27 protein-coding genes are annotated in these 23,472 nt (G+C 72.4%); 13 read left to right on the forward strand and 14 right to left on the reverse strand.

Annotation, left to right across the window (positions count from 1 at the left end; genetic code table 11):
• Positions 1–136: 136 nt before the first annotated feature.
• Both ACESM1_RS00215 and ACESM1_RS00220 read right to left on the reverse strand, forming a co-directional pair.
• The gene (locus ACESM1_RS00215; protein ID WP_372616727.1) at positions 137–949 is read right to left on the reverse strand and encodes an alpha/beta fold hydrolase; all 813 of its coding nucleotides are present in this window, start codon (positions 947–949) and stop codon (positions 137–139) included.
• Positions 950–953: 4 nt separating this feature from the next.
• Entirely contained in the window at positions 954–1,736 is a 783-nt protein-coding gene (locus ACESM1_RS00220) for an enoyl-CoA hydratase/isomerase family protein (protein ID WP_372616728.1), read from the reverse strand.
• Positions 1,737–1,842: 106 nt separating this feature from the next.
• Here ACESM1_RS00220 and ACESM1_RS00225 point away from each other — a divergent pair, with 106 nt between their 5' ends.
• Positions 1,843–2,436, forward strand: a complete 594-nt coding sequence (locus ACESM1_RS00225) for a PilZ domain-containing protein (RefSeq protein WP_372616729.1) — start codon at positions 1,843–1,845, stop codon at positions 2,434–2,436.
• 4 nt (positions 2,437–2,440) lie between these two features.
• On the opposite strand, the gene ACESM1_RS00230 is transcribed toward ACESM1_RS00225, so the two are convergent.
• Entirely contained in the window at positions 2,441–3,304 is an 864-nt protein-coding gene (locus ACESM1_RS00230) for an SAM-dependent methyltransferase (protein ID WP_372616730.1), read from the reverse strand.
• A 104-nt stretch (positions 3,305–3,408) separates the two neighbouring features.
• Here ACESM1_RS00230 and ACESM1_RS00235 point away from each other — a divergent pair, with 104 nt between their 5' ends.
• Together ACESM1_RS00235 and ACESM1_RS00240 are read left to right on the forward strand one after the other, a co-directional pair.
• The gene (locus tag ACESM1_RS00235; RefSeq protein WP_372616731.1) at positions 3,409–3,924 is read left to right on the forward strand and encodes a pyridoxamine 5'-phosphate oxidase family protein; all 516 of its coding nucleotides are present in this window, start codon (positions 3,409–3,411) and stop codon (positions 3,922–3,924) included.
• A 13-nt stretch (positions 3,925–3,937) separates the two neighbouring features.
• Positions 3,938–4,336 (forward strand): GFA family protein, encoded by a 399-nt coding sequence (locus tag ACESM1_RS00240; protein WP_372616732.1) that lies wholly within the window; start codon positions 3,938–3,940, stop codon positions 4,334–4,336.
• A gap of 8 nt (positions 4,337–4,344) precedes the next feature.
• Here ACESM1_RS00240 and ACESM1_RS00245 read toward each other — a convergent pair whose 3' ends face one another.
• The 6 genes from ACESM1_RS00245 to ACESM1_RS00270 all read right to left on the reverse strand — a co-directional run bounded on the left by ACESM1_RS00245 (position 4,345) and on the right by ACESM1_RS00270 (position 9,634).
• On the reverse strand, positions 4,345–5,403 hold the full coding sequence (locus ACESM1_RS00245; RefSeq protein ID WP_372616733.1) for a mandelate racemase/muconate lactonizing enzyme family protein: 1,059 nt from the start codon (positions 5,401–5,403) through the stop codon (positions 4,345–4,347).
• Entirely contained in the window at positions 5,403–6,281 is an 879-nt protein-coding gene (locus ACESM1_RS00250; protein WP_372616734.1) for a 3-hydroxybutyryl-CoA dehydrogenase, read from the reverse strand. The genes ACESM1_RS00245 and ACESM1_RS00250 overlap by 1 nt, the downstream gene beginning before the upstream one ends.
• Positions 6,282–6,369: 88 nt before the next feature.
• Positions 6,370–7,299: an electron transfer flavoprotein subunit alpha/FixB family protein gene (locus tag ACESM1_RS00255; RefSeq protein WP_372616735.1), complete on the reverse strand. Its 930-nt coding sequence runs from the start codon at positions 7,297–7,299 to the stop codon at positions 6,370–6,372.
• 1 nt (position 7,300) lies between these two features.
• Positions 7,301–8,050 (reverse strand): electron transfer flavoprotein subunit beta/FixA family protein, encoded by a 750-nt coding sequence (locus tag ACESM1_RS00260; protein WP_372616736.1) that lies wholly within the window; start codon positions 8,048–8,050, stop codon positions 7,301–7,303.
• Between the two features lie 150 nt (positions 8,051–8,200).
• Positions 8,201–8,398, reverse strand: coding sequence for a twin transmembrane helix small protein (locus tag ACESM1_RS00265; protein WP_372616737.1), 198 nt, complete (start codon positions 8,396–8,398; stop codon positions 8,201–8,203).
• Between the two features lie 30 nt (positions 8,399–8,428).
• Positions 8,429–9,634: an MFS transporter gene (locus tag ACESM1_RS00270; protein WP_372616738.1), complete on the reverse strand. Its 1,206-nt coding sequence runs from the start codon at positions 9,632–9,634 to the stop codon at positions 8,429–8,431.
• A gap of 93 nt (positions 9,635–9,727) precedes the next feature.
• On the opposite strand from ACESM1_RS00270, the gene ACESM1_RS00275 reads away from it, so the two are divergent.
• The 5 genes from ACESM1_RS00275 to ACESM1_RS00295 all read left to right on the forward strand — a co-directional run bounded on the left by ACESM1_RS00275 (position 9,728) and on the right by ACESM1_RS00295 (position 15,249).
• Positions 9,728–12,118, forward strand: coding sequence for a mechanosensitive ion channel family protein (locus ACESM1_RS00275; RefSeq protein WP_372616739.1), 2,391 nt, complete (start codon positions 9,728–9,730; stop codon positions 12,116–12,118).
• Positions 12,119–12,242: 124 nt separating this feature from the next.
• Positions 12,243–12,530, forward strand: coding sequence for a hypothetical protein (locus ACESM1_RS00280; protein ID WP_372616740.1), 288 nt, complete (start codon positions 12,243–12,245; stop codon positions 12,528–12,530).
• Between the two features lie 123 nt (positions 12,531–12,653).
• Positions 12,654–14,087 carry a cytochrome ubiquinol oxidase subunit I gene (locus ACESM1_RS00285; protein ID WP_372616741.1) on the forward strand — a complete coding sequence of 478 codons (1,434 nt, stop codon included), beginning with the start codon at positions 12,654–12,656 and terminating at the stop codon, positions 14,085–14,087.
• A gap of 5 nt (positions 14,088–14,092) precedes the next feature.
• The gene (gene cydB / locus ACESM1_RS00290; protein WP_372616742.1) at positions 14,093–15,145 is read left to right on the forward strand and encodes a cytochrome d ubiquinol oxidase subunit II; all 1,053 of its coding nucleotides are present in this window, start codon (positions 14,093–14,095) and stop codon (positions 15,143–15,145) included.
• Positions 15,142–15,249 (forward strand): DUF2474 family protein, encoded by a 108-nt coding sequence (locus tag ACESM1_RS00295; RefSeq protein ID WP_372617302.1) that lies wholly within the window; start codon positions 15,142–15,144, stop codon positions 15,247–15,249. Before cydB ends, ACESM1_RS00295 begins: the two co-directional genes overlap by 4 nt.
• Positions 15,250–15,255: 6 nt before the next feature.
• Here ACESM1_RS00295 and ACESM1_RS00300 read toward each other — a convergent pair whose 3' ends face one another.
• The gene (locus ACESM1_RS00300) at positions 15,256–16,032 is read right to left on the reverse strand and encodes an alpha/beta fold hydrolase (protein WP_372616743.1); all 777 of its coding nucleotides are present in this window, start codon (positions 16,030–16,032) and stop codon (positions 15,256–15,258) included.
• Between the two features lie 90 nt (positions 16,033–16,122).
• On the opposite strand from ACESM1_RS00300, the gene ACESM1_RS00305 reads away from it, so the two are divergent.
• A complete protein-coding gene (locus ACESM1_RS00305) occupies positions 16,123–16,365 on the forward strand; it encodes a hypothetical protein (RefSeq protein ID WP_372616744.1) in 243 nt (80 codons plus the stop codon).
• A gap of 3 nt (positions 16,366–16,368) precedes the next feature.
• On the opposite strand, the gene ACESM1_RS00310 is transcribed toward ACESM1_RS00305, so the two are convergent.
• A complete protein-coding gene (locus ACESM1_RS00310) occupies positions 16,369–17,004 on the reverse strand; it encodes a glutathione S-transferase family protein (protein ID WP_372616745.1) in 636 nt (211 codons plus the stop codon).
• A 35-nt stretch (positions 17,005–17,039) separates the two neighbouring features.
• Positions 17,040–19,196 carry a primosomal protein N' gene (locus tag ACESM1_RS00315; RefSeq protein WP_372617303.1) on the reverse strand — a complete coding sequence of 719 codons (2,157 nt, stop codon included), beginning with the start codon at positions 19,194–19,196 and terminating at the stop codon, positions 17,040–17,042.
• Between the two features lie 147 nt (positions 19,197–19,343).
• Between ACESM1_RS00315 and fsa the strand changes: the two genes are divergently transcribed.
• The 4 genes from fsa to ACESM1_RS00335 all read left to right on the forward strand — a co-directional run bounded on the left by fsa (position 19,344) and on the right by ACESM1_RS00335 (position 22,142).
• Positions 19,344–20,000 (forward strand): fructose-6-phosphate aldolase, encoded by a 657-nt coding sequence (gene fsa, locus ACESM1_RS00320; RefSeq protein WP_372616746.1) that lies wholly within the window; start codon positions 19,344–19,346, stop codon positions 19,998–20,000.
• Positions 19,997–20,692 (forward strand): DUF484 family protein, encoded by a 696-nt coding sequence (locus ACESM1_RS00325; protein WP_372616747.1) that lies wholly within the window; start codon positions 19,997–19,999, stop codon positions 20,690–20,692. Before fsa ends, ACESM1_RS00325 begins: the two co-directional genes overlap by 4 nt.
• Entirely contained in the window at positions 20,692–21,624 is a 933-nt protein-coding gene (locus ACESM1_RS00330; protein ID WP_372616748.1) for a tyrosine recombinase XerC, read from the forward strand. The genes ACESM1_RS00325 and ACESM1_RS00330 overlap by 1 nt, the downstream gene beginning before the upstream one ends.
• Positions 21,625–21,794: 170 nt before the next feature.
• Positions 21,795–22,142 carry an HU family DNA-binding protein gene (locus ACESM1_RS00335; RefSeq protein ID WP_372616749.1) on the forward strand — a complete coding sequence of 116 codons (348 nt, stop codon included), beginning with the start codon at positions 21,795–21,797 and terminating at the stop codon, positions 22,140–22,142.
• Between the two features lie 74 nt (positions 22,143–22,216).
• Here the strand turns inward: ACESM1_RS00335 and ACESM1_RS00340 are convergent, their stop codons facing one another.
• Together ACESM1_RS00340 and ACESM1_RS00345 are read right to left on the reverse strand one after the other, a co-directional pair.
• Complete coding sequence (locus ACESM1_RS00340; protein WP_372616750.1) at positions 22,217–22,525, reverse strand: hypothetical protein; 309 nt, start codon at positions 22,523–22,525, stop codon at positions 22,217–22,219.
• A complete protein-coding gene (locus tag ACESM1_RS00345; RefSeq protein WP_372616751.1) occupies positions 22,526–23,467 on the reverse strand; it encodes a DnaJ C-terminal domain-containing protein in 942 nt (313 codons plus the stop codon). It lies immediately after the preceding gene.
• Between the last annotated feature and the right edge of the window lie 5 nt (positions 23,468–23,472).

Here is a 23,472-nt window from a genome sequence, read left to right on the forward strand (position 1 = left end):
CCTGGGTTAAGAAGCGCTTAATGCGGCGCGCACGAATTCTGGCGAACTCGTGCCCGCCCACGCCGGCGGTCAGGGCAGCGCCCCGACCCGGCGCCTGGCTGCGTCATGCCGCAGGCCGGAATTCCGGCACGGCGCTTCAAGTCGCGCGCAGGAAGTCCAGCACCGCGGCGTCGAACGCGGCGGGGTTGTCGCGGCTCATCGAATGGCCGGCGTCGGGAATGCTGGCCCGCCGGGCTCCGGGGATGGCGCCCTCCAGCGCATCCAGCACCCTGGTGAAGGCGGGCTGCGTCAGGGCGCCGCCGACGAGCAGCGTCGGCGCGCGGATGGATTCGGCGGCGGCGCGTTCATAGGGTTTCCGGCCCTCGCCGAGCTGGCCGAGCAGGGTCATGGCGTTGTCGCGGGCGAACTGCCTGCGCTCCTCGGTCCGGCGCTCCCAGGCCCCTGGCCCGCCGGTGTATTCGGCGAAGCTGCGCAGCCCGGCCTCCACCTCCCCGCGGCGGACCAGTTCGACGGCCCCGCCGATCAGATCGGCATAGCTCGCCGGCTGCGTGCCCGGCGGCAGCAGCGTTGCGTCCAGCACGCCGGCGGGCTCGGCGAGCACCAGGCGGCGCACCAGCCCGGGGTGCCGTTCGGCGATGCGGAAGGCGATGTGCCCGCCACGCGAATGGCCGACCAGGTGCACCGGTCCGGTGCCGAGCGCGGCGATGAAGCCGGCGAGGTCGGCGACATGCCGGTCGATGGTGAAGCCGCCGCCGCTGCCGTCCCAGTGCTCCGGCCAGAAGTGCCGCAGGCTCGGCGCGATGGCCCGGAAGCCGGCCGCCGCGAAGCTCGGCATCTGCGGCGCCCAGTGCCGCAGGTCGCTCAGCGAGCCATGCACCAGCAGCACCGGCGGTCCGCTGCCCTGCTCGACGAAGGCGATGTCGTAGCCGTCGATCCGCAGATGCCGCATGCGCTCAGCGCCCTTTCCAGGCCGGCTTGCGCTTCTCCAGGAAGGCGCGCGTGGCCTCGTGGAAGTCCTCGGTGTAGGCGAAGCCGTTGACGGCGGCGAGGTCGCCCTCGTTCAGCGGCAACGGGCCGCGCAGCTTCTGCAGCATGGATTTGTGGTAGCGGTTCGACAGCGGCGCGCCCTGGGCGATGCGGTGCGCCATCGCCATCGCTTCCGCCTGCACCTCCTCGTCCGGCACCAGGCGGGTGAGCAGGCCCTTCTGGAAGGCTTCCTCGCCGGTCAGCACGCGGCCCTCGATCAGCATCTCGCAGGCCACCCAGTAGCCGACCGATTGCAGGATCGGGTCCAGCTCGCCCGGGTGGTAGAAGATCGAGAGGTTGCGCGCCGGGATGCCCATGCGGGTGGCCGGGCCGCCGATGCGGAAATCCGCCATCGTCGCGATGCCGCAGCCGCCGCCCATGGTCCAGCCGCGGCAGGCGGCCACCACCGGATGGACGCAGCGCCGGATGGACTGGAAGGAACGCGTGAGCTCCCGCCCATACACCGCCTCACGTTCCGGGGTGCCGCGTTCCCCGCCGAAGGCGCCGATGTCGGCGCCGGCGCTGAACGCCACCTCGCCCGCGCCGCGGATCACCACGCAGCGCAGCGTGTCGTCGGCGGAGGCCGCCTCCATCGCCTCGGCCAGCGCAATCCACATCGGCAGGTCGAGCGCGTTGCGCTTGGCGGGGCGGTCGATGATGACGAGGGCGATCTCGCCCTCGCGCTCGGTGCGGATCATGGGGTGCGGCATGGGCGGCACGCTAGCCAAGCCCGGCGCGCGCCGCCAGCCGGCGGCTTTACCCGCCGTTCACCGCGGCGGTGGATACCGGGGTGAGACCGCGACGGAAACCACTGGCATGCTGCATCGCCTGGCCGAGCTGCCGATCCTGGGGAGGGGCATGATCGTGGTGTCGCCTGACCTTTCCGCTGTCGCCACCGCTGCCGCCCAGCTGGCCGCCTCGCTCCAGGAGGTCGCGCGCGAGGTCCGCGGGGCACCCTTCGCGGAGCGCGGGACCGGCGAGGCGGCGCGAACGATCGAGGAGGCCCCGGGGCTGCCGGAACTGCCGGCGCCGGTGCCGGAGGAGGAGGCGCGCATCCTGGTCTCCGAGCCCGACGCCTTTCTCTCGGACTTGCCCGGGGTGCAGGAGCGGCGCAGGGACGAGCGCATCGCGGGCAATGAGACACCGGCGAGCGTCGCCGCCGGCCGGAGGGAGATCGCCGCGCGCATCGCCAACATCGGCCGCGGCGGCGTGTGGCTGCGCGGCGCGCTCGATCACCTGCGCATGGGGACGGCGGTGCGCGTGGCGCTGCCGGGCGCTGCCGAGGCCGTCGCCGCGCGGCTGGTGCGCCACACCGAGGATGGCGCGGCCTTCGCCTTCCACCAGGATGCGGCGACGATGGCGCTGGTGGACCGCGCGCTGGAAGCCATCGCCGCTCGCCGCGCGGCGTGAAGGCTCAGCGCTTGCGCGCGGCGAGCACGCGGTAGCGCACGAACCCCTCGGTCTGCAGCGTCTCCAGCAGCAGGCCGCCGATCTCCGCCTCCAGCCGCACCCCGAGGCCGAGCAGCCGAGGCAGGCGGGCGCGGCGTTCCAGCGCGGCGAGGCGCGGCGCCAGCTCATCCATGCCGCGCACCCGAAGCAGCGGGTTGAGGTCGCGCTCCGCCACCAGATCGAGCCCGGCGGCGGTGCAGGCGGCGATCCAGCCCTCCCGCGTCGGCGCCACGGGGCAGCGCCAGAAGCGGCGGAAGCGGTCCATCCGGGCGGCGGCCTCGGCCGGCAGCCGCGCCTCGGGCATGTCGTCCACGATCACGAGATGGCCGCCGGGGGCGAGCCCGGCGGCGAGGTTCGCCACGGTCCGTGCGGGGTCGGCACTGTGGATCAGGCTCTCGATGCCATAGGCGAGGTCGTATTGCCCGGGCAACGGCGCGTCGTAGGAGCGGACCTCGATGCGCACCCGGCCCGTGAGGCCACGGGCGGCGACCTCCGCCATGCCACGCGCGGCCTGCACGGCGGAAAGCGTCAGCCCGGTCCAGTCGCCGCCGAGTTGCGGCGCGAGGTCCAGCATGGTCGCGCCATAGCCGCAGCCGGCATCCAGCACGCGCGGCGCGAGCGGCAGGTCCAGCCCCTCCAGCATCAGCTGGTGGATGACGAAGGGCGAAGGCGCGCCACCTGCCGGATCGGCCAGCGCGCGGTGCACCGGCAGGGCGCCATGGCCGGCCTCGGCGCGCCGCTCATGGAACCAGGAGAGGCGGTCGAGCGAGCAGTAGTAGCGCGCCACACGTTTCGCCTGGCGCGCCGCCGCCTTGGGAATGCCGGTCATGCCGCGAAGATGGCGGAAGCGGCGCGCCGCGCAACCCGCAGGCGCGCCGGAACCCCACGCCGCGCCCGCCGTTCCGGGCCTCGACCCCGAAGGGAGAGACCGAGATGGTGGAGACACGGACTGACCAGGCGGCGCGGAACAAGGTCTGGGAAATGATCCGCGAGGTGCAGGTCGCCATGATGGTGACGCTGGACGAGCAGGGCCACATGCGCGGCCGGCCGATGCGTGCCGTCTCGACCAAGGATTTCTCCGGCACGCTGTGGTTCTTCACCAGCCAGCCCAGCCCGAAGACGGACGAGATCCAGCACGATGACCGCGTGCTGCTGGCCTATGCCGACCCGAACGACCAGAACTACGTCGCGATCTCCGGCACCGCGCAGGTGATCCGTGATCCGGCGAAGCAGAAGGAACTGTGGTCGGAGCCGCTGCGCACCTGGTTCCCCGGCGGGCCGGAGGATCCGAAGGCGGCGCTGCTCAAGGTGGAGATGGAAGGTGCGGAATACTGGGACGCGCCCTCCTCCACCTTCGTGCACGCCTATGGCTATGTGAAGTCGCGCATGACCGGCGAGCCGCCGAAGGCGGGCGAGAACGACAAGGTGGCGTTCCGCAAGCCGGCCTGAGCGCCGCTTCGCGATGCTCACCGGCGGCTGCCTGTGCGGCGGCGTCCGCTACGAGGCGAGCGGGGCGCCGTTCCACGAGACGGTCTGCCACTGCTCGATGTGCCGCCGCGCCTCCGGTGCGCCGATGGTGGGCTGGTTCACGGTGCGCCGCGAGGGCTTGCGCTTCGTCGCCGGCGCGCCGGCGCGCTACGCCTCCAGCACCTGGGCGGAGCGCAGCTTCTGCCCGCGCTGCGGCACGCCGCTGACCTTCGAGAGCCGGGACTTCCCGGAGGAGGTGGACGTCACCACCGCCAGCCTCGACGACCCGGAGGCGGTGCCGCCGCGCGACCACACGCGCACGGCGACGCAGCTCGGCTGGGTGCGGCTGGCGGACGGGCTGCCGCGCTACACGGACGCCCGCGACGATTCGTAGCCGCGCCGTCAGTCGGCGAGCGCGAAGCCGAGGCCGGGTGCGTCAGGCACGACCAGCCGCCCTTTCGACAGGGTTGGATGCGCGGCGAAGCGGTCGCGCAGCGCGGCGTGGGCGCCGTGCACCTCCAGCATGCCGCCATGGGCGTGGCCGGCCATGGCGGGCAGGTTCGCGGCCTCGAAGCCGCCGGCGCCCGTCACGGGCACGCCATGCGCCTCGGCCAGCGCCAGGATGCGCAGCATGGCGGTCAGGCCGCCGCAGAAGGCGGCGTTGGGCTGGATGATGTCGAGCGCGCCGGCCGCCAGCGCATCGCGGAACCAGGCGACGGACTGGATCATCTGGCCGGAGGCGAGCGGGATGGCCGTGGCGCGGCGCAGCTCGGCGAGGGACGCGATGTCGTTGTCGCGCACCGGTTCCTCGAAGAAGGCGATGTCGCAGTCGGCGACGCGCTGCGCCAGCCGCTTCGCCTCCGCGACGGTGAAGCCGCAATTCGCGTCGAGCATGAGCGGCGCATCGCCGATGGCACGGCGGACGGCGCGGATGCGCGCGGCGTCCTCGGCGAGGCCACGGCCGGCGCCGACGATGATCTTCACGCCGGCAAAGCCTTCGGCCAGGGCGGCCTCGCAGGCGGCGACCAGCTCGGCCTCGGTGAAGGCGGGCAGGCCGGCGGTGGCATAGGCAGGGACGGCCTCGCGCGCGCCGCCGATCAGCCGCGCCACCGGCTGGCCGAGCGCCTTGCCCTTCAGGTCCCAAAGCGCGAGATCCAGCGCCGAGAGCGCCGAGACGAAGACGCCCGTCGCGCTGCGCGGGTTCAGCTTCCGCGCGAGCAGCGTGCGCGCCGCCTCCTGCGCCATGGCGTCCTGGCCGCGCAGCGCTTCCGCCACCGGGCCGTTGAGCAGCGCGGCGACGCTCTCCGCCAGGAAGCGGCCGGTGACGCCGTGGCCGACCAGCCCGTCCTCGGTCGTCACGCGCAGGCGCAGGAAGGTGAGGCTCTCGCGGCCGGCATAGGCATCCGCCGCGCGCGCCGGGCGCAGATGCTCGACGGCGGCGGCCAGATGCGCGATGCGCATCAGCGCGTCGGGGTCGGGGGCGTCGTGCCGTGGTCGTAGAAACCCTTGCCCGACTTCCGGCCGAGCCAGCCGGCCTCGACATAGGTGCGCAACAGCGGCGCGGGGCGGTATTTCGAATCGCCGAGGCCGCGATGCATCACCTCCATCACCGCGAGGCAGACATCGAGGCCGACGAAATCCGCCAGCTCCAGCGGGCCCATCGGGTGGTTGCAGCCGAGCTTCATGCCGGCATCGATCGAGGCGACGTCGCCCACACCTTCCTGCAGCGCGAAGACGGCCTCGTTGATCATCGGCACCAGGATGCGGTTGACGATGAAGGCGGGGTAATCGGCGGCGAAGGCCACGGTCTTGCCCATCCGCTCGGCGAGCTGCGCCACCGCCTGCACGGTGGCCTCCTCGGTGGCGAGGCCGCGGATGACCTCGACCAGCTTCATCATCGGCACCGGGTTGAAGAAATGCATGCCGACGAAGCGCCCCGGCCGGTCCGTCGCCGCCGCCAGCCGCGTGATCGGGATGGAGGAGGTGTTGGTGGCGAGCAGCGCATCCTTGCGCAGCACCGGGCAGAGGGCGGCGAAGATTTTCTTCTTCACCTCCTCGTTCTCGGTCGCCGCCTCGATCACCAGGTCGCATTCGCCGAACGCCTTGGCATCCGTGGTGCGCGCGATGCGGGCGATCGCGGCGTCGCGGTCGGCCTGCGTCAGCGTGCCCTTCTGCACCTGGCGGTCCATGTTCTTCGCGATGGTGGCCATCGCCTTGTCGAGGGCGGAGGCGGCCACGTCCTGCAGCAGCACCTTGATGCCGGATTGCGCCGCGACATGCGCGATGCCGTTGCCCATCTGGCCGGCGCCGACCACGCCGAGTTTCTCGATGTTGGCCATGCAACATTCCCCTTCAACGAAAAGCGCCGGGGCTTGCCCGAGAAGGGCCCGCCGCCGGCGCCGAACGCCTTCGCCGAAGCGCTGGCGGCTACTTCTTGGCGAGCTCGGCCTCGAGCTCCGGGATCACCTTGAAGACGTCACCGACCAGGCCGTAATCAGCCACCTGGAAGATCGGCGCCTCCTCGTCCTTGTTCACGGCGACGATCACCTTGCTGTCCTTCATGCCGGCCAGGTGCTGGATCGCGCCGGAGATGCCGAAGGCCATGTAGAGCTCCGGCGCCACGATCTTGCCGGTCTGGCCGACCTGCATGTCGTTCGGCGCATAGCCCGCATCCACCGCCGCGCGAGAGGCGCCGATGGCCGCGCCGAGCTTGTCGGCAACGCCTTCCAGGATCTTGAAGTTCTCCGCCGAGCCCATCGCGCGGCCACCGGAGACGACGATGCGCGCGGCGGTGAGCTCCGGCCGCTCCAGCTTGGCGATCTCGGCGCCGACGAAGGAGGAAAGGCCCGGATCGTCCGCGTTCGGCGCGTCCTCGATCGCGGCGCTGCCGCCCTCGGCGGCGACCGGGTCGAAGGAGGCGGCGCGGACGGTCATCACCTTGGTCGCGTCGGAGGTCTTCACGGTCGCCAGCGCATTGCCGGCATAGATGAACCGGCGGAAGGTGTCGGCACCCTCGACGCCCGCGACGTCGCTGATCACCTGCATGTCGAGCAGGGCGGCGACGCGGGGCATGATGTTCTTGCCCATCGCCGAACCCGGCGCGAGCAGGTGCGAGTAGCCGGTGGCCATCGCCACGATCAGCGCCGCGGCGGGCTCCGCCAGGCCGTGCTCATAGGCCGGGCCGTTCGCCACCAGCACCTTGGCCACGCCAGGCAGCTTCGCCGCCGCCTCCGCGCCCTCGGCGCCGAGGACGAGGACATGGATGTCGCCGCCAAGCTTCTGCGCCGCCGCGACGGCGCTGCGCGTGGGCTGGGAGACGGCCGGACCGGACCGGTCGGCAAGGACGAGAACCGCCATCTCAGATCACCTTCGCCTCGTTGCGGAGCTTGTCCACCAGCTCCTGCACGGAGCCCACCTTCACGCCGGCCTGGCGCTTCGGCGGCTCCTCCACCTTCAGCACGGTCAGGCGCGGGGTCACGTCCGCGCCGAGATCCCCGGGCTTGACGTTCTCCACCGGCTTCTTGCGCGCCTTCATGATGTTGGGCAGCGAGGCGTAGCGCGGCTCGTTCAACCGCAGGTCTGCGGTGACGATCGCCGGCAGCTTCAGCGCCACCGTCTCGAGGCCGCCATCCACCTCGCGCGTCACCTTCACGCCGCCATCGGCGAGCTCCACCTTGCTGGCGAAGGTGCCCTGCGGCCAGCCCATCAGGGCGGCGAGCATCTGGCCGGTGGCGTTCATGTCGTCGTCGATCGCCTGCTTGCCCATCAGCACCAGCTGCGGCGATTCCTTGGCGACCAGCGCCTTCAGGATCTTGGCGACGGCGAGCGGTTCGACCGTGCCCTCCGCCTCCACCAGGATGCCGCGGTCCGCGCCCATGGCGAGCGCGGTGCGGATCTGCTCGGCGGCGGCGGCCGGGCCGATGGAGACGGCGACGATCTCGGTCGCCGCGCCCTTCTCCTTCAGGCGCACCGCTTCCTCGACGGCGATCTCGTCGAAGGGGTTCATGGACATCTTGACGTTGGCCGTCTCGACGCCGGTGCCGTCCGATTTGACGCGCACCTTCACGTTGTAGTCCACCACCCGCTTGACGGGGACGAGGATCTTCATCGGCTGCCGGATCCCTAGCTCAGACCCTGAAAGGGCTCACCCGCGGCAGGGCGCAGGCCGCCGCCACGCCGGCCGCTCCTGCGGCCGCGAAACGGGGCGGACCATAGGGCGGGGGGCGTGGCCGGGCAAGGCAGGTGCGCGCGGCGCCGCTCACCCCCGCATGACCAGCAGCAGCAGGAGGAACAGACCGATCGTCACGAACTGCAGGATCACCCGCCAGCGCATCAGCGCGTTGGACCGCGCGCCGCCCGCTGTCTCGTTGCGCACCAGGCCGAGCATGCCCGCGAACATCACGCCGAGCGTGGCCAGCATGGAGACCACCACCAGCACCATCAGGATCGTCGTCATCGGCTCAACATGGCACCCGCGCGCGCCGGGTCAACGGCGCGGCCCGGTGGCGATGGCCAGCGCGCCGACCAGCGTCGCCGCCACGCAGAGCAGGAACCCCGCCGAATAGCCGCCCGTCGCCATCACCAGGCCGGAGAAGGCCGGCGGCGCCACCAGCATGGTCAGGGCGAAGGCGAAGGAGAGCGCCGCCGTCGCCCCGCCCACCTGGCCGGGCGGGGCGATGCGCGCGGCCTCGGCCAGCATCACGCCGTTCCAGCCCACCGCCGTCACCCCCATGACGATCCCGGCCAGCAGCACCACCCAGCCGGGCCAGCCCGGCCCGACCGCCGCCAGCACCAGGCCGGCCGCCGCGGCCAGCAGCCCGCAGGCCACCAGCACGCCGCGCGCGCCGATGCGGTCGGCGATCAGCGCCCAGGCGATCCGGCCCACCACGCCGCCGGCCTGCCCGATCGCCAGCCACAGCCCGGCCTCCGCCATGGAGACGCCCATCGTCGCCACCTGGAAGGCCACGAAGAAGGTCAGGAAGCAGAACTGCGCCACGCCGTAGCCGCAGGACATCACGGTGAGGTGAAGCAGCGCCCGGTCGGTGCGCAGCAGGCCGAGCGAGCCCGCCGCCTCGCGCGCCAGGGCGCCGAGCCCGGCGCCACCGGCACGCGGATCCCGCCCGGCATCGAGCGGGGCGCGGATCGGCTCCAGCGAGAGCGCGATGATGAAGGCGGTGGCCGACATCGCCAGCACGCCGGCCCGCCAATCGCCGTAGAGGAAGGCGATCACCGGCGCCGCGGCGGAGACCAGCATCGCCCCGGCCGGCACGCCGGCCTGCTTCAGGCTGAACACCAGCGCGCGCCGCCGTGGCGGGGTGCGGGCGGCGATCAGGTGGCTGCTGCCGGGCGTCACCGGCCCGTGGCCCATCCCCGCCACCAGGGCGGAGACCACCAGCGCCCAGGGTTGCCCCACCGCCGCCAGCGCGATGCCGAGGCCGAGCACCACCAGCCCCGCCTGCAGCACCCGCACGCCGCCATGCCGGCGCACCAGCGGCCCGGTCAGCGGCCCGGTGACCAGCGCCCCGGCATAGACCAGCGCGGTGTGCAGCCCGGCCAGGCTGGCCGGCAGCCCGATCTCGGCGGCGATGGCCGGCGCCAGCACCGGCACCGTCAGGAACCCCCCCATCCCGGCCAAATGCACCGCGAGCAGGGCCAGCATGAGCACGGGAAGGGAAGGGCCAGCGGCGTTCACGGGCGGCATCCTGTGCCCGGGCGTGCTGCACCGCAACACTGCGCCACGAACGCAAGGGTTGACCGGCGAGAGGGGCCGGGGTTCACCCCCGGCATGGTTCTTCTCCGTCTCCTCGCCCTGGTCCTCCTGCTCGGGGTGGCTGCGGCCGGTGCGCTGGCCCAGGCCCCGCAGCCGGCGCCCCGCCCCGCGACCCCCGCCCCGGCCCCGGCTTCGGCGGCCGCCGCCCCGGCGCCGGAGCTGCAGCGACTGATCGAGGTGCTGCGCGACGATGCGCGCCGCGCGGAGCTGCTGCGCGCGCTGGAGTCGGCGCAGCGCGTCCCGCCGGCCTCCGCGCCGGCAGCGTCCGCGCCCGCCGCCGCGGCGCCGGCCACGCCGACCGCACCGGCAGTGCCGGCCGCACCGGGCGCGCCGGCCGCCGAGACCCCGCCCGCGGCGCCGGCCGCGGCGGAGCCGGCCTTGCTCGCGCCCAACACGCTCGGCGCGCAGCTGCTGATGGGCGCGTCGCAGCGGCTGCAGGCGCTGACCGACGGCCTGGTCACCGCCGCCGAGGCCGCCACCGATCTGCGGGGCATCGCCGGCTGGGCCGCCGGCGTGGCGCGCGACCCCGTGACCCAGGCGCGCGTCGCCGATGCCGCCTGGAAGCTGGCGCTGCTGTTCGGCCTCGGCCTGCTGGCCGAATGGCTCACCCGCCGCGGGCTGCGCCGCTGGTCCGACCGGCTGGACACGATGGCGCCGGAGAATGGCAGCGTCTGGTCCTGGATGCGCCGCGTGCCGCTGGTGCTGGCGCGCCTGGTGCTGGACCTCGTGCCGATCGCCGCCTTCGCCGTCGTCTCCTACGGCATGATCGGCTTCGTCCGCCCGCTGCCGACCACCGAGCTCGTGCTGCTGACCGCCAACAACTCCTACATGGCGCTGCGCGCGGTGATGGCGCTGTCGCGCGTGCTGTTCTCCCCGGCCTCCACCCACCTGCGGCTGGTGCCGGTGATCGACGAGACGGCGGCCTATGTCACGGTCTGGGTGCGGCGGATCGCGGTGGTGGCGATCGGCGGCTATGCGATCGCCGAGGCCGGGCTGCTGTTCGGCCTGCCGTGGAGCGCCTACGACGCGATCCTGCGGATCTCGCTGCTGGCGGTCACGCTGCTGCTGGTGGTGGTGATCCTGCAGAACCGGGACCACGTGGCCGCGGTGCTGCGCGCGCCGCCGCTGGCCGAGCACGAAAGGCCCGACCGCGCGCGGCGGCTGTTCCGTGGGGTGCGCGACCGCTTCGCCGATGTCTGGCACCTGCTCGCGATCCTGTGGCTGCTGGCGCTCTGGGGTGTCTGGGCGCTCGAGGTGCGCGACGGCTTCGAGCGGCTGATCCGCGTCTCGGCCATGACCATCCTGATCGTCGGTCTGGCGAAGCTGGCCGATGAGCTGCTGCGCCGTGCGATCGGGCGCGGCTTCCGCATCGGGCCGGACATGGCGCGCCGCTATCCCGGGCTGGAGGCGCGCGCCAATCGCTATTTGCCTCTGCTGAAGGGGCTGGTGAGCGGCCTGATCGGCGTGGTCGCGCTGCTGTTCCTGCTGGAAGCCTGGGGGCTCGACAGCTTCGGCTGGTTCGGCCGCGGCCAGCTCGGTGCGCGGCTGATCGCCTCGCTTGTCTCGATTGGCCTGACGGTGCTGGTGGCGATCACGGTGTGGGAGCTGGCGAACGCCGCCATCGAGCGCCACCTGGCCAGGCTCTCGCGCGATGCGCAGGCCGCCCGCTCGGCCCGCGTGCGCACCCTGCTGCCGATGCTGCGCACGCTGCTGGCGATCACCATCCTGGTCTTCGTCGCGCTCAACGTGCTGACCGAGATCGGCGTGAACGTCGCGCCGCTGATCGCCGGCGCCGGCGTGGTCGGCCTTGCAGTCGGCTTCGGCTCGCAGACGCTGGTGCGCGACGTCATCACCGGCGCCTTCCTGCTGTTCGAGGATGCGATGGCGGTCGGCGACGTGGTGCAGGTGGGCGGCCTGTCGGGGGTGGTGGAGCAGCTCTCCATCCGCTCGATCAAGCTGCGCGCGCTGGATGGCAGCGTGCACATCATCCCGTTCAGCGCGGTGACGACGGTCACCAACATGACGCGCGACTTCTCCTTCGCGGTGCTCGACATCAGCGTCGCCTATGGCGAGGACACCGACCGCGTGACCGAGGTGCTGCGCGAGGTTTCGGCCGAGATCCGGGCGGACGCGAAGTTCGGCGCCGTGATGCGCGACGACATCGAGATCATGGGCGTCGAGCGGCTGGCCGATTCCGGCGTGGTGATCCGCACCCGGGTGAAGACCGACCCGATGGCGCGGTGGAACATCGGCCGCGAGTTCAACCGGCGGATCAAGCAGCGCTTCGACAAGCTCGGCATCGAGATCCCCTACCCGCACCAGAAGATCGTCATGGAGCGCGGCAGGAAGCACCCGGCGGAAGAGGACTTCCCGGAGGCCGCCGACGCGGCTAAACTTGAGCCGTGACGAGCTTCCGGATCCTCACGGGCCGAATTACCGGCCCGGTTGCCTGAGCCGCCCCCGCATCGGGGTGCGGCACTGCGCGGCCGGGTGCCTGCATGGTCCCTATCCCCGATCCGGAGCTTCTCCCGTGTCCGATTGCCCTGACGAACCGCTGGTGGCAGCGCGTTTCACCGTGACGGCCGACGCCTTCCCCGGCCTGCTCTCCCGCCTGCTGGAGCCCTTCGCCAAGCGCGACCTGATCCCCGACAGCGTGCGCGCCATGCGCGAGGGCGAGGCGATGCGCGCCGAAGTGGCGCTGCACGCCATGCCGCTCGGCATGGTGCATCTGGTGGCGGGCAACCTCGGCCAGATCGTCGGCGTGCGGCGGGTGGAGGCGATGGAAGGGCGGGTCGTCCGGCTGGCCACGGCGGCCTGACCCGCCAGCCCGGCTGGGAGCGATCCGGCGGCGTCACGCCAAGGTGACGCGGCATTTGCACTGGCGCAAGCCGACGCGCGCTAGGCTGTGACCCCGTAAGGACCACGCAGCCGGGAGCCGCAGATGCCGTGGGACGCTTTCCCGAGCGCGCTCGACCTTGCGCGCTTCCAGTTCGCCTTCACCGTGGTCTGGCACTTCCTGTTCCCCGCCTTCACCATCGGGCTGGCCTCCTACCTGGCGGTGCTGGAGGGGCTGTGGCTGGCGACCGGGCGCGCCGTGTTCATCGACACCTACAAATGGTGGCTGCGGATCTTCGCGGTGGCCTTCGCGATGGGCGTCGTCTCCGGCATCGTCATGTCCTACCAGTTCGGCACCAACTGGTCGGTCTTCACCGACCGCGCGGCGCCGACCATCGGCCCGCTGCTCGGCTACGAGGTGCTGACGGCGTTCTTCCTGGAAGCCGGCTTCCTCGGCGTGATGCTGTTCGGGCTGAACCGGGTGGGCAAGGCGCTGCACTTCGCCGCCACCTGCTGCGTGGCCTTCGGCACGCTGCTCTCGGCCTTCTGGATCATCTCGGCGAATTCCTGGATGCACACGCCGGCGGGCTTCGAGATCAGCCCGGAGGGGCTGTTCCTGCCGGTGGACTGGTGGGCGGTGGTCTTCAACCCCTCCTTCCCCTATCGCTTCCTGCACGTGGTCTCGGCGGCGTACCTGACCACCGCCTTCATCGTGGGCGCGGTGGGGGCGGCGCATCTGCTGCGCGACGCCGCCAACCACCATGCCCGGCTGATGTTCTCGATGGCGATGTGGATGGCGCTGATCCTGGCGCCGGCACAGGTGGTGATCGGCGACCTGCACGGGCTGAACACGCTGGAATACCAGCCACAGAAGGTGGCGGCGATGGAAGGCCATTGGGAGGAACGCCGCCCGATGGCACCGCTGATCCTCTTCGCCCTGCCGAACGCCGAAGCCGAGCGCAACGACCTGGAGGTCAGCATCCCCGGCCTCGGCAGCCTGATCCTCGGCCATGACTGGGAGGCCGAGATCGTCGGGCTCAAGGCCTTCCCGCCGGAGGAGCGGCCGACCAACGTGCCGCTGGTGTTCTGGTCCTTCCGCATCATGGTGGGGATCGGGCTGCTGATGGTGGCCCTCGGCATCGCCGCCTTCGTGCTGCGGCTGCGCGGGCGGCTCTACGACACGCGCTGGCTGCACCGCTTCGCGCTGGGCATGGGGCCGTCGGGGCTGGTGGCGGTGACGGCGGGCTGGATCGTGACGGAGGCGGGGCGGCAGCCCTACACGGTGTATGGGCTGCTGCGCACGGCGGACAGCGTCTCGCCGATCGCGGCGCCGGCGGTGGCGACCTCGCTGGCGATGTTCATCGTGGTCTATTTCGTGGTGTTCGGCGCCGGCATCTGGCTGATCCTGCGGTTGATGGGCAGCCCGCCGCATCCGGCGCAGGAAGGCCCGGCCGAGGGCAAGCCGATCCGCACCGCGGGCATCACGCCCGCGCCGGCGCTGCCCGAGGGACGCATCACGCAACCCGGCCCGGCGGAGTAGGCGCGATGATGGAGAACCTCGACCTTCCCCTGATCTGGGCGCTGCTGCTGGCCACCGCGGTGTTCCTCTACGTCGCGATGGACGGCTTCGACCTCGGCGTCGGCATCGTCTTCCCCGGGCTGGCGCGCGGCGAGCAGCGCGACGTGGCGGTGGCCTCCATCGCGCCGGTCTGGGACGGCAACGAGACCTGGCTGGTGCTCGGCGGCGGCGGGCTGCTGGCGGTGTTCCCGCTGGCCTACAGCATCGTCATGCCGGCGCTCTACATGCCGCTGATCGTGATGCTGCTGGCGCTGATCTTCCGCGGCGTGGCGTTCGAGATGCGCTTCCGGCAGGAGACGGATGCGGGCAAGCGCGCCTGGGACAACGGCTTCTGGCTGGGCAGCACGGTGGCGGCACTGAGCCAGGGCATCGCGCTGGGTGCCTTCGTGCAGGGCATCGCGGTGGTGGGGCGCGGCTATGCCGGCGGCTGGTGGGACTGGCTGACGCCCTTCTCGCTGCTGACCGGCGTTGCGCTGGTGGCGGGCTACGGGCTGCTCGGCGCCACCTGGCTGGTGTGGAAGACCGAGGGCGAGCTGCACGAGGTGGCGCGGCGGCTGGCCGGATGGCTCGCCGTGGCGACGCTGCTGTTCATCATCGCGGTGAGCCTGATCATGCCCTTCCTGCAGCCCACCTTCGTCGAGCGCTGGTTCGGCTTCCCGGCGCTGCTGGTCGCCTGGATCGTGCCGGTGCTGGTGGCGGTGCTGATAGTGCTCCTGTTCCGCGCGCTGGCGGCAGCCCCCGTGCAGGGCAAGCGCACCAGCCTGCTGTGGCGCGACGCCATCCCCTTCGGCTGCGCGCTCGGGTTGTTCCTGCTGGGCTATGTCGGCCTCGGCATCAGCCTGTGGCCGATGATCGTGCCGGGCGCGCTGACCATCTGGCAGGCCGCGGCACCGCCGGCGACGCAGGCCTTCCTGCTGGTGGGTGCCGCGGTGCTGGTGCCGATCATCCTGGTGTACACTGGCTTCGTGTACTGGATCTTCCGCGGCAAGGTGCGGCCGGGCGAAGGGTATCACCACTGAACCGCGGGTGGAGAAGGCTCGCCTGGTTCGTCGCGTTGTGGGTGGCGAGCGTCGCCGTGCTCGGCGCCGTCGCCCTGGTGATCCGCGCCGCGCTCGGATTGTAGGGTGCGCTACGCCAGCAGGAAGCGCCTGACGGACTCCGCGTACGCCTCGGGCGCCGTCGTCATGCCCTCATGCGCCTGTCCGGGAAGCGGCTCGACGCGCATGTCGGGCAGCACCGCGGCGAGCGCATCGGTCGCAAAGAGGTCGCGCGGGCTCTCCGTGCCGATCTGCAGCATCACCGGGCAGCGCAGGCTGCGGAAGCGCTCCGGCCGGAAGTCGTAGCGGGCCAGCGCGCGCAGATCATGGAGCGTCGCCGGGGCGTCGGCGAGAATCGGCGGCCAGTGCTCGGTGCCGCGCAGCGCCTCCAGCTCCTCCGCGGGAACTCTGATCGTGTCGCGGAAGAAGGTGAAGGCGAAGCCGTCCCAGTCGCCCGCCGCGGCAAGGCGCTCGAGCTGCGTCAACGCCGCGCCGGTGGGCATGCCCCGCCGGGGCGGCTCGTAGAGCACCAGCTTCCGCACGCGCTCCGGCACCCTGGCCGCCGCGGCGAGCGCGACCTGCGCGCCATGCGAGTGCCCGAGCAGGAACACGGGCTCGCCCGCCGCCTCGATCACGGCCGCGACATCGGCGGCCTCGTCCTCGATCGTGTGTCCCGTGGTGGCATCCGTCTCGCCCCGCCCGCGCCGCGCGACGGCAAGCAGGGTGAAGCGTTGCGCCAGGAGTGGGCCGGCGAAGGTCCAGTTCGTCCGGTGGTCGCTGAAGCCACCGTGCACGAGCACCAGCGGCGGCCCGCCGCCATGGCGCTCGAAGGACACCATGATGCCTGCCGGCGTTGCAAGGCGCTGCATCGCGAACGCTCCCCGTCCCTCCGCGTGCAAGCTGTGGCGTACCCGGCGGCGGAGTTGAATGCACGAGATGGCGAAGCCACATCCCGTGGCATGTCCTACCTGCTCGCGATCCTCGTCCCGCCGCTGGCGCTGCTGCTGCAGGGCCGTCCGTTCCAGGCCGTCTTCAACGGGTTGCTCTGGATTGGCGGCCTGGTCTTCATCCTGCTGCCCTTCGTCGCCGGGCAGGCCGCATGGCTCGTCGCGGTGATCTGGGCCGTTGCGGTGGTCTACAACCGCAAGCAGGAGGAGCGCGACCGTCGCCTCCTCGAGGACGCGCTCCGCCGCAAGGGCTAGGCGCTACCCCAGTTTCGGCCGCGTCTTCACCACGGCCGGGCGCGCGTTCATCTTCTCCCACCAGGCGGAGAGCTTCGGCTTCGCCGCGAAGGCCGCGCCGCCTTCCTTCGTCATGCGGAGGTATTCCACCACCGGCAGCAGGTGCAGGTCGGCGAGGCTGACGGTGCCGCCACACAGCAGGTCGCCGGCGGCAAGCCCTTCCAGCACGTCCAGCACCTGGCGCGTGACCTTCAGCCCCTCGGCGGCGATGGCGGCATCCGGCGTGCCGCCCTGCATGGGGACGATCACCTCCTGCCAGAACACCTTATGGACGATCGCGCCATAGGCGTAGCTGTCCACGATGCCGCAGATCTGCGTCATCCGCGCACGCGCCCTTACGTCGGCGGGTTGCAGCGCGGGGCCGGGAAACGCCTCGTCCACGTAGCGGGCGATGGCGAAGGTCTCGAACAGGCTGAAGCCGTCATGCTCGAAGGCCGGCACCTTGCCCCAGGGCTGGCGCGCCAGGTGCTCCGGCGCCTGGCCCTTGCCGGAGAGGACGTCCACCTCGTTGAGGTCGTAGCCGACGCCCTTCTCCTCGAGCGCGAGGCGGGCGGTGCGGGCATAGGTGCTGTAGCTCGGGCCGTGCAGGACGACGGGCATGGCGTTTTTCTCCCTTGGCGGTGCGGCGGATCCCATCACAGGAATCCCACCGGGTCCACGTCGATCTGCACGCGCACGCTGTTCGGCAGCTCGACGCGGCCGATCCACTCGCGCAGCACCGGCTGCACGCTCACGTCGCGCCGCGCCTTGAGCAGCAGCCGCCGCCGGTGCCGGCCGCGCAGCAGCGCAAGCGGCGCCGGCGCGGGGCCCAGCACCTCCACCCCTGCCGCGCGCGGCGCGGCAAGGCCGAGGTCGCGCGCGGCGCGGTCGGCTTCCCGCTCATCCTCGGAACTGACGATCAGCGCGGCGAGGCGGCCGAAGGGCGGCCAGTGGCCGGGACGGCGCCCGGCAGCTTCCTCGGCCATGAAGGCGGCGATGTCGCCGGAGACCAGCGCGTGCATCACCGGGTGGTCGGGCGAGAAGGTCTGCAGCAGCACCTTGCCCGGCGCCTCCGCACGGCCCGCACGGCCGCTGACCTGGTGCAGCAGCTGAAGCGTGCGCTCCGCCGCGCGCAAATCGCCGCCGGCGAGACCGAGATCGGCATCCACCACGCCGACCAGCGTCAGGTGCGGGAAGTGCCAGCCCTTGGCGACGATCTGCGTGCCGATGATCAGATCCACCTGCCGCGTCGCGATCGCCTCCGCCGCCGCCGCGGCCGCCGCGGGGCCGGGGATGGTGTCGGAGGCCATCACGATGCGCCGCGCATCGGGGAACAGCGCCTGCACCTCCTCCAGCACGCGCTCCACGCCGGGGCCGACAGGCGTGAGCGAGCCCTGCGCCTTGCATTCCGGGCATTCGGGCGGGATCGGCTCGGCATGGCCGCAATGGTGGCATTGCAGGCGGCGCTGGGCGCGGTGCTCGACCAGCCAGGCGGTGCAGTTCGGGCAGCGCATCCGGTGGCCGCAGGCGCGGCAGAGCGTGAGCGGCGCATAGCCGCGGCGGTTGAGGAACAGCATCGCCTGCTCGCCGCGCGCCAGCGTGTCCTGCACCGCCTCGATCAGCGGCGGTGAGAGGAAGCGGCCGCGCTCCGGCGGGTGTTTCCGAAGATCGATCGCCTCCACCGCCGGCAGGCCGGCGCTGCCGTGGCGCTCGGACAGATGCAGGTGGTCGTAGCGGCCGGTCTCGGCGTTCGTCAGCGTCTCGAGCGAGGGCGTGGCGGAGACCAGCACGATCGCGGCACCCGCCAGCCGCGCGCGCACCACCGCCATGTCGCGGGCGTGGTAGATCACGCCTTCCTCCTGCTTGAAGGCGGTCTCGTGCTCCTCGTCCACCACGACCAGGCCGAGATCGGGGAAGGGCAGGAACAGCGCGGAGCGCGCGCCGACCACCACCGGCGCGGCGCCTTCCGCCACCGCGCGCCAGGTCTCCCGCCGCGTGCGCGACGACAGTTCCGAATGCCACAGCGCCGGGTCCACGCCGAAGCGGCGGCGGAAGCGCTCCAGCCATTGCGCGGAGAGCGCGATCTCCGGCAGCAGCACCAGCGCCTGCCGTCCTTGCCGCAGGCATTCGGCGACGGCGTCCAGATAGACCTCGGTCTTGCCGGAGCCGGTCACGCCGGTCAGCAGCGTCACCCCGAACTCGCGCGTCGCCACCTTGCCACGCAGCGCCTCGGCCGCCGCCGCCTGCTCGGGCCCAAGCACCGGGCCGGGATGCTCCGGGTCGGGCAGCGGGAAGGCGGCACCCTTGGGCAGCAGCGCCGGCACCAGAAGCCCTGCATCGGCCAGCCCGCGCACCACCCCGGGGGAGACGCCGGCGGCCTCCGCCAGGGCGGTGGCGGAACGGACCTCGCCCGGCCCCAGCTGGTCGAGCACCCGCTGCCGGGCGGAGGTCAGCTTCACATCTTCGCGGATCGCGCCCGGCGCCAGCTGCCAGCCGGCCTTGGCGGTGGGGGGTTCCAGCGCGGAGGGGGCGCTCATCGCCATGCGCAGCACCATCCCCGGCGGGCTCAGCGTGTAGGACGCCACCCACTCGACGAAGCGGCGCAGGCTCTCGGTCATCGGCGGTGCGTCCAGCACGGCCTGCACGTTCTTGAGCTTGTGCGCCGGCAGTTGCGGGTCCGGCGTGCCGTCCCAAACCACGCCGACCGTCTCACGCCCGCCGAGCGGCACGACCACGAAGCTGCCGGGCGGTGCATCCAACCCGGCCGGCAGCGCGTAGTCATAGGTGCCGGCGGCCAGCGGCAGCGGCAGCATCACAGGCAGCCGTGGCACGGAAGCCACGCCGGTGTGTCGTATCGGGCTCGGTGACTTCCGCCTCTGCTCACGCATCCTGTATGCTCATTTCAATCACTTGGAGAACGACGTCCTTAGCCGGGCGCGCACCTTGAGATAGGATATAGGATGAAATTCTTCGTGGACACTGCCGAAGTGTCCGACATCCGCGCCCTTGCCGAGGCGGGGCTGGTGGATGGCGTGACGACCAATCCCAGCCTGATCGCCAAGTCCGGGCGGAAGATGGCCGAGGTGATCGCCGAGATCTGCGCCATCACCCCCGGCCCGGTGAGCGCCGAGGTCACCGCGACGGATTTCGAGACGATGCTGTCCGAGGGAAGGTTCCTCCGCGACATCGCGCAGAACGTCGCGGTGAAGGTGCCGCTGACGGAAGCCGGGCTGCGCACCTGCCGCGCGCTGGCGAACGAGGGCACGCAGGTCAACGTGACGCTCTGCTTCTCGCCGGCGCAGGCGCTGCTGGCGGCCAAGGCAGGGGCGGCCTTCATCTCGCCCTTCGTCGGCCGGCTGGACGACATCTCGACGGACGGGATGGGGCTGATCGCCGACATCGTGCAGATCTACCGCAACTACCCGCATCTGAAGACCGAGGTGCTTGTGGCTTCCGTGCGACACCCGCTGCATCTCGTGCAGGCGGCGAAGCTTGGGGCGCATGTGGCGACGCTGCCGCCTTCGGTGATTAGGCAATTGTTAAGGCATCCGCTGACTGATAGCGGCCTCTCGGCCTTCCTGGCCGACTGGAAGAAGACGGGGCAGTCCATCCTGTGAAGAACGCGGCCGCAAAGATCCTCGACCCGGTGGCCGAGGAGGTTGCGGCCTTCCTCGTTGCGAACCCGGATTTCCTCGCCCACCGCCCGGAGCTCTACCGGGCGCTAACCCCGCCGCGCCGCGTGCATGGCGAGAACCTGGCCGACCACATGGCCGCCATGGTCGCCGCCGAGCGCGCCAGGCTGCGCGCGCTGGAGGCGGAGATGCAGGCCGCGCTGGTGGATGGCCGCGCCGGCGCCGGGCTGGCGCTGCGCGTCCGGCTGGCGGTCCTCGCGCTGATGCGGGCGCGCGACGTGCCCGACACGGTCGGGCAGGAATGGCCGCCGCTGCTGCGGGTGGACACCTGCTCGCTGCTGGCCGAGCCGCGTCCCGGCCCGGTCTACCTGCACAGCCGCGGCGACACCGCGCTGCCGCGCCAGGGCGTGCGGCGCCTGCCGGAAGGCGCGGTGGCGCGCCTGCTCGGCCCCGGCCGCGACGCCCGGGTGCGCACCGAGGTCACCGACGCCGAGTTGCTGCACGCCGAGGCCTCGGCCCTGGTGGTGCGCGACGCGCTGGTGCGCGTGCCGCTGTGGTGCGGCACGCCCTGCCTGCTGGCGCTGGGTGCGCGCGAGGGCGCGGCGCTGCCGACGAGGCAATCGGTGCAGACGCTGGCCTTCCTCGGCCGCGCCCTGGCCGCTGCCCTCGCCCGCTGATGGACGGGGCCGCGGCCCTCGCCCGCTGGCTCGACACGCTGGCCCATGAAAGGCGGGCCAGCGCCAACACGCTGGAAGCCTACCGCGCCGACCTGACGCTGTTCCTGGGGTTCCTCGGCCGGCACCTCGGGGAGGCGCCGGACCTCGCCGCGCTCGCCGCGCTCCGCCCCACCGACATCCGCGCCTTCCTCGCCGACCGCGCGCGGGAGGGTGACGGCAATGCCACCCGCGCCCGCCGCCTGGCCGCGTTGCGCGGCTTCCTGCGGCACCTGGCGCGCCGGCACGGCACCGGCACGGCGGCGATCGCCGGGATGCGCGGGCCGCGCGCCAAGGCGCCGGTGCCGCGCGCGCTCTCGCCCGAGGCGGCGAAGGAGGCCGCTTCCGGCATCGGCGCCGTGCACGACCCGGCGCGGGCGATGCACCCGGCCATGCAGGCGGCGCGCGACGTGGCGCTGTTCACCCTGCTCTATGGCTGCGGCCTGCGGATCGCCGAGGCGCTGGCCCTCGATGTGCGGCAGGCCCCCCTGCCCGGCGCGGATGCCGCGCTCCGCGTCCTCGGCAAGGGCGCCAAGGAGCGGCTGGTGCCGGTGCTGCCCGCGGTGCGACAGGCGATGGCCGCATGGCTGGCGCAGCACCCGGATCCACGCCCGGACCAGCCGCTCTTCGTCGGCGCGCGGGGCGCGCGACTCGATCCGGCGGTGGCGCAGCGGACCCTGCGAACCTGGCGGCGGCTCGCCGGGCTGCCCGAGCACGCCACGCCGCATGCGCTGCGGCATTCCTTCGCCACCCACCTGCTCGGCGGCGGGGCGGATCTGCGGGCAATCCAGGAATTGCTTGGCCATGCAAGCCTTTCCACCACCCAGCGATACACCAGGGTGGATGCGGCCGGGCTGCTGGAAACCTGGCGGCGCGCCCATCCGCGTGCCGATTAGGCCACGTCACGCACAGATTCCTGCGGTGGGACGGGCTTTTCCGCGTTTCTGACTGTTGCCCGGAACGCTCATGCTGTTCCATACCGCGCGGCGGTGCGAATCGGGCTTCGGTCCGGTGACCGGCCCTCGACCTTCCCTGTCCGTGCGCGAAACCAGCGAGAGGAACGCAGATGGCAAAGCAGGCTCCCCCCAAGAGCGCTCCGAAGGCCGCGGCCGGCAAGGCCGCCGCCAAGGCCGGCCCGTCCACCGTGACGGTCAAGCAGATCGCCGCCGAGCTGGCGGAGAAGCACGACATGCCGAAGCGGCAGGTCGAGGCGCTGATGAACGACCTCGGCGAGGCGTTCACCACGCATCTCAAGAAGGGCGACAAGATCCGCTATTCCGGGATCGGCGTGCTCGAGGTGCGCTCCCGCGCCGCGCGGACCGGCCGCAACCCCGCGACCGGCGCCGAGATCCAGATCCCGGCCTCCAAGAAGATCGCCTTCCGCCCCGCCAAGGAGCTGAAGGAAGCCATCTGAGGCTTCGCCACCCGGAACCCTCCCTCGCGGTCGCGGGGGAGGGTCGGGGTGGGGTGGTGGCCGGCGGAGCGCGCTCAGCCCCGCCCGGTTCCCCGCCGCAGCACCTCCAGCGCCTCGCGGCGCGCCGGCTCCGGCAGGGCGCCCGCCAGCTCGCGCAACGCCGCGCGCAGGCCGTGCAGCTGGTCCAGCAGGTCCAGCGCCACCTCCACGCCCGCGTCGTTGACGCCCATCTCCTCGCGCAGGTCGCGGATCAGGCAGGCGCGGGCGAGGTCGAGCTCCGAGAGCTCGCCTTCGCCGCGAAAGATCCAGCCCTCCTCGATCCAGGCCTCAACCTCGCCGGCGTCCAGCCGGGCGCGGAGCAGCATCTCGCGTGACGCGGCCATTCACGCCTCCATCCCGGCTCGCGGGTCCTGGTCCTTGCCCGCCTGCCAGCGTTGCGCGAAGGCCTCCAGTTCCGGATCGGGCTTGTCGGGCAACACGATCCTGAGCGTGACATAGGCGTCGCCGCGGGTGCCGTCCGCCCGCGGCACGCCGCGGCCGCGCAGGCGCAGCACCGTGCCGGTGTTCGACCCCTTCGGCACGTTCACCATCACCGCGCCGGCCGGCGTCGGCACGCGGATGCGGCCGCCGAGCACCGCTTCCGGCAACGTCACCGGCAGGTCGAGCAGGATGTCGTCGCCGCGGCGGGTGTAGTGGCGATGCTCGCCGACCTGCACCTCCACCAGCAGGTCGCCTGACGCCCCGCCGCCGAGCCCGGCACCGCCCTTCCCGCGCAGCCGCAGCACCTGCCCGTCCCGCGTGCCGGGCGGGACGGTGACGTCGATGGTGCCGCCATCGGGCAGGGTCACGCGCTTCGTCGCGCCGTTCACGGCTTCCAGGAAATCGAGCACGAGGCGGCCATGCAGGTCGGCGCCGCGCATGCGGATCGTGCTGCTGCCGCGCCCGCGCCCGCGGCCGCCGCCGCGCCGGCCGAACAGCTCGGCCAGGATCTCGTCGGCATCCGCCATGTCGGCGAAGCCGGCGCCGGAGGCGTAGCCCTGCGGCCCGGCCTCGGCGAAGTCGCGGTAGTAGCGATCATAGTGCGGCTGCTGCGGACGTTCCTGCCCGGAGGCGTCGATCTCGCCGCGGTCGAAACGGGCGCGCTTCTCCGGGTCGCCGAGCAGGTCGTTGGCGGCGGAGACGCGCTTGAACTTCTCCTCCGCGGCCTTGTCGCCGGGGTTGAGGTCAGGGTGCAGCTTGCGGGCGAGCTTACGGTAGGCGCGCCGGATCTCCTCCTGCGTCGCGTCCTTCTTCACGCCCAGCGTGGCGTAGGGGTCGTCGCTCATCTCCA

Origin of the sequence: Falsiroseomonas sp., assembly GCF_041690465.1 — a bacterium.
In the GTDB taxonomy this organism is placed as follows: Bacteria; Pseudomonadota; Alphaproteobacteria; order Acetobacterales; family Acetobacteraceae; genus Falsiroseomonas.